This is a genomic window from Aquabacterium sp. (genome assembly GCF_021768455.1).
In the GTDB taxonomy this organism is placed as follows: domain Bacteria; phylum Pseudomonadota; class Gammaproteobacteria; order Burkholderiales; family Burkholderiaceae_C; genus Aquabacterium.
This window is the reverse complement of sequence record NZ_JAIZVX010000223.1, coordinates 1-4,562: the sequence shown is the minus strand read 5'-3', so window position 1 is coordinate 4,562 and position 4,562 is coordinate 1. Positions and strand designations below refer to the sequence as shown.

General features: G+C 69.8%; 4 protein-coding genes. 1 reads left to right on the top strand and 3 read right to left on the bottom strand.

Annotation, left to right across the window (positions count from 1 at the left end; all coding sequences use genetic code 11):
• Both QZ994_RS18880 and QZ994_RS18875 read right to left on the bottom strand, forming a co-directional pair.
• The coding region (locus tag QZ994_RS18880; protein WP_290877342.1) for an energy transducer TonB at positions 1–890 on the bottom strand (890 nt) is incomplete at its 3' end.
• 54 nt (positions 891–944) lie between these two features.
• Positions 945–2,996 (bottom strand): RNB domain-containing ribonuclease, encoded by a 2,052-nt coding sequence (locus QZ994_RS18875; protein ID WP_290877340.1) that lies wholly within the window; start codon positions 2,994–2,996, stop codon positions 945–947.
• A gap of 160 nt (positions 2,997–3,156) precedes the next feature.
• On the opposite strand from QZ994_RS18875, the gene QZ994_RS18870 reads away from it, so the two are divergent.
• Complete coding sequence (locus QZ994_RS18870; RefSeq protein WP_290877337.1) at positions 3,157–3,717, top strand: GNAT family N-acetyltransferase; 561 nt, start codon at positions 3,157–3,159, stop codon at positions 3,715–3,717.
• Between the two features lie 27 nt (positions 3,718–3,744).
• Here the strand turns inward: QZ994_RS18870 and QZ994_RS18865 are convergent, their stop codons facing one another.
• A complete protein-coding gene (locus QZ994_RS18865) occupies positions 3,745–4,368 on the bottom strand; it encodes a YqiA/YcfP family alpha/beta fold hydrolase (protein WP_290877334.1) in 624 nt (207 codons plus the stop codon).
• Positions 4,369–4,562: the final 194 nt, after the last annotated feature.

The following is a 4,562-nucleotide window of genomic DNA, read 5'->3' as shown; positions in this document are numbered from 1 at the left end:
GCCTGGGCGGTGCCCAGCGATCCGGTGGTGGTGGCCTCCATGCCGGCATCCCGCGTGAAGCGGAAGCGCGAGGAGATCACCAGCAGGTCTCGGCCCGCGCTCACGTCGGGCGGCACGGGACCAAAGGGGCCGGCCTGGGCGACGATGGCGGCGGCGCGCTTGTCGAGCAGGCGGGTGCCCGAGCTGGTGCCGACTTCCGTGTCGATCACGCGGCCCTGGCGGTCGAGGGTGACGAACATCACCATCTCGCCATAGAGCTTCTCGCCGTTGCGGCCGGTGGGGAAGTGCTCGGTGCCGGCGCGCTCCACCCGGGTGCGGAAGGCGCTGTAGTACAGCGCATCGGCCGATTTCAGCGTGGCGGGGCTGAGGTAGCGCTTCTTGGGCCGCGCGTTTTCTTCGCGGATGCGGCGTTCGATCTCGGCCAGCAGCTTGGTGAGCTGGCGGCGGCGTTCTTCTTCCTCGCGCTTCTGGGGCGTGTCGGCCTTGTCGCGCGGCTGGGGCGGCGGCAGGGCCGAGAGTTCGTTGCGGACCTGGGTGAGCAGGTTCTGCTGTTCCTGCTGCATCTGCTCGATCATGCGCACCGAGTCTTCGAGGGCCTCGCCATAGGCGTTCTCGGGCGAGGGCGGCAGAGGCGAGGTGGCGCGCCCCTTGTCGGCCTCACCGCCGCCGGCCAGGTTGAGCTGGGCCAGGGCCTGGGCCTTGTCGGGCCGGGCCTCCTGCCCGCCATTGACCAGGATCACCTCCAGCGGGGTGTCGCGGAAGGTGCGCTCAAAGCCCTCCGGGTCGATGAAGCGAAAGCTCAGCAGGCCGATGTGCAGCAAGGCCGAGACGCCCAGGCACACCTGCAGCAGGGTCAGCTTGGCGAACAGGGCTTTCAGGCGAGGCAGCATGGACGGGGCGGGTGGTCGGTCAGCGTGCAGGACGGCGCGGTCGACCCTTGGCGATCAGGCGGCCGGCGCGTCGCCCGCGGGGGCGTCGGCGTCGGTCACGTCGATGGCCAGGGTCAGTGGCCCTGCATTGTCCAGCACCTCGTCCTCGCCTTCGCCCTCGGCGGCGTCGGCCTCACCCTGATCTGCGGGGGAGGCTTCGTCCAGGCGGGCGATGACGCTGGCGTGCACATCCAGCGTCAGCAGGTCGATGCCCGTGACGCGCACCCGCACCTTGGCGTGGCGGGGCAGGCTGTCGGCACCGATGGCCTTGAAGACCAGGGGCAGGGTGTCGGCGCGGACCAGGCCATTGACCATGACGGCGGCGTCGAGCTCGGTGATGTCCTGCTGCTGCAGGTATTGCATCGTCCAGTAGCGCTCCAGGCTGGACTGGAAGCCGTTGTAGGCGCTGTAGGCCGTGTCGAAGTTGCTGATGACGGCGAAGAGTTCCGCGTCCTTGGGCTTGAAGGGCGCGGCCAGGGCGGCCGCACGGCCGTTCTTGGCGCAGGCCACGATCTGCCACTGGTTGACCAGGTCGACATAGCGGCGCAGTGGGGAGGTGGCCCAGGTGTACTGCGCCACGCCCATGCCGGCGTGCGGTGCGGGCTTGGTGCTCATGCGCACCTTGATGCCTGGCTGCAGGCTGGCCTGGCTGCGGTAGATGCCGGGCACGCCGAGTTCGGCCAGCCAGCCACCCCAGGTGCTGTTGGCCAGGATCATGGCCTCGGCCACGATCAGGTCGAGCGCGGAACCGCGCTGGCGCGTGCCGATCACGACCTGTTCGGTGCCCACCGGCTCGGCCCCATCGGCCTTGCCTTCGAGCTTGAAGCTGTAGTCCGGGCGGTTGAAATTTTCGGGCTTGCCGCGCACGACCTCGCGCTGGGCCTTCAGGTGCTTGGCCAAGCGGAAGGCAAAGGCCAGTTCGGGCGCAAAGGCATAGTCGGCCGGGGCCTCGCCGCTCAGCGTGGCATCGGTGATGGTGCCTTCGAGCTGGTCGTGGCGCAGGTTCGAGACGATGGGCACGCGCTCGAGCCTGGTCTCGGTGGCGGTCACGGCCAGGGTGGCTTCGTCAAAGGTGACGTAGAGCGAGACGGCCGGGCAGTCGCGCCCTTCGATCAGCGTGTAGGCCTGCACCACCTCGTCGGGCAGCATGGTGATCTTGTGGCCCGGCATGTAGACGGTGGACATGCGGCCACGCGCCACGTTGTCGACCGGCGTGCCCGGCAGGATGGCCAGGCTGGGCGCGGCGATGTGGACGCCGTAGGTGACGCTGCCCGAGCCCAGGCCCTGCACCGACAGCGCATCGTCGATCTCGGTGGTCTGCGAGTCGTCGATGGAGAAGGCCTGCACGGCAGCCAGGGGCAGCTCGTCCTTGATCGGCGGGGCTTCGAGGGGCGGGAAACCCGGGCCCTTGGGGAAGTGCTCGAACAGGAAGCGCTTGTAGTGGAACTGGTAGGGGCTGTCGATGGCGCCGGCGTCCTTCAGCAGGTCCAGCGGGGCGCGCTGGCTGAGCTTGGCGGCCTCGACCACGGCCTTGTACTCGGCGCCGTTCTTGTCGGGCTTGAACAGGATCTTGTAGAGCTCCTGCTTGATCGGCGCCGGGCACTGGCCCGCCGCGAGTTCCTGGGCCCATTGTTCGATCTGCAGGGCCAGCTGCTTCTTGCGCTCGATGGCCAGGAGGGCCTGCTTGAGGATGTCTTCCGGGGCCTTCTTGAAGCGTCCCTTGCCGCGGCGGTGGAAGTAATGCGGCGTCTCGAACAGGCGCATCAGCATGGCGGCCTGTTGCACGGCGTCGGCGCTGGCGCTGAAGTACTCGCGGGCCAGCTCGTCGAAGCCGAAATCCTCTTCGGGGGCGACCTCCCAGACCAGGTCGACGTCGATGTCGGCCGCCTGCGCAGCGGCCTGGGCCAGCAGCTCGGCAGGGGCCGGCTTGGCGAACTTGATCAGCACGTTGGCGGCCTTGGCCTTGACGCGCTTGCCCGAATCCAGCTCGATCTGCATCGAACTGTCGGCTTCGGACATCACGCGGCCAGCCAGGAATTTACCGGCGTCGTCAAAAAGGGCAAACATCAGGGCGGGTTTCTCGCTGGAATGGGGGGCCGCTGCGCGGGCGCAGGGGCGTGGCCTCGGGCTGAAACCGGGGCCGTGAGGGCGTGATTGTCCCATTTTGGCGCTCGGGCTTGGTGGCGTCGCGCCGACGGCCTGTGCCGCCCTGCGGCAAGGTGGCCCCATGAGCTTCCCGCGCCAGATCCAGACCGCCCGCCTTGTGCTGCGCGACCCGCGGCCTGCCGATGCCCCGGCCGTGTTCGCCTTCGCCAGCGACCCTGCCGTGTTGCGCCACCTGGGCTGGCGCCCCCATGCCGACGAGGCCGACTCGGCCCGCCACATCGGCCACGAACTGCACCGCTGGCTCAAGGGCAGCGCGTGGTCGTGGGTGTTGGCGTGGCGCGAGGGGCCGCAGGCCGGCCAGGTCATCGGCCAGATCGAATTGCAACCGCAGAGCCACCCGGCCGCCGAGGCCCACCACCTGCGCCTGGGTTACCTGCTGGCGCGTGCCCATTGGGGGCAGGGCCTGATGGGCGAGGCCGTGGCGGCCGTGCTGGACGCGGCCCTGGCCCAGCCTGCCGTGTGGCGGGTGGACGCGCTCTGTGACCTCGACAACGCGGCCTCGGCCCGCTTGCTGTCGCGCCTGGGCTGGCAGGCCGAGGGCGTCATGCGGCGAGCCATCGTGCACCCGCAGGTCTCCGACGTGCCGCGGGATGTGAGCGTCTGGGCGAGGGTGAAGGGTTGACCGACCGGGGCGATCAGGGGCTGGCACTCAGGCCACGTCGCGCCCTTGCCCCAACCCCAGCCAGCCCAGCAGCCCCGGGAGGTGCTCGGCGAAATCGCTGACCGCATGGTCGCTGCCCGGGATCAGGGTGAGGCCCACGCCGGGGTAGGCCGCGCGCATCTCGGGGGCGTGCAGGACCTCGTCGCCTTCGGCCACCAGGCCACCGTAGCGATCGGGCCGGGTGATGGGGTAGGGGGCCAGGACCTCGAGCTCGGTGATGAACTCGGGACGGAAGAAGAAGCGGTCGTCGGGCCGGTCGAAGGTATTTTGTTCGCCGATGTAACGCGCCAGATCGCGTGCGGGTGCCACAGCCGGGTTGATCACGTAGGCGCGGCAGCCCAGGCGTTCGGCCGCCACGGTGGCGTAGAAGCCGCCCAGGGAGGAGCCGACCACGGCCATGGTGTCGCGCGGCCAGTCGGTGGTCAGGGCCTGGATGTCGCGCCAGGCCTGGGCGGGTGAGGGCGGCAGCTGGGGGCAGGCCCAGACCAGGTCCAGCCCTTGCGCCTGACGTGCCGCGATCACCCCGGCCAGCATCTGTGCCTTGAAGGATCGCGGCGAGGAGCGGAAGCCGTGCAGGTAGAGCAGGTGGGTGGGCGGAACAGGCTGTTGCATCGGGTGACAGGACGGCGGCGGGCCTCAGGACAATCGCGCCATGTGGGTGCGACCGAAACGAGGAGAGAGTATGCAGTTCAAGCTGGCCGTGATGGTGGCCTGGTGCCTGAGCCTGGGCGCTTGCGGGGGCGGTGGGGGCGGCTCGCCCGCGGCGGCCAGCCAGGACACGGCCACCGCAGGCGCCAGCCCCACCC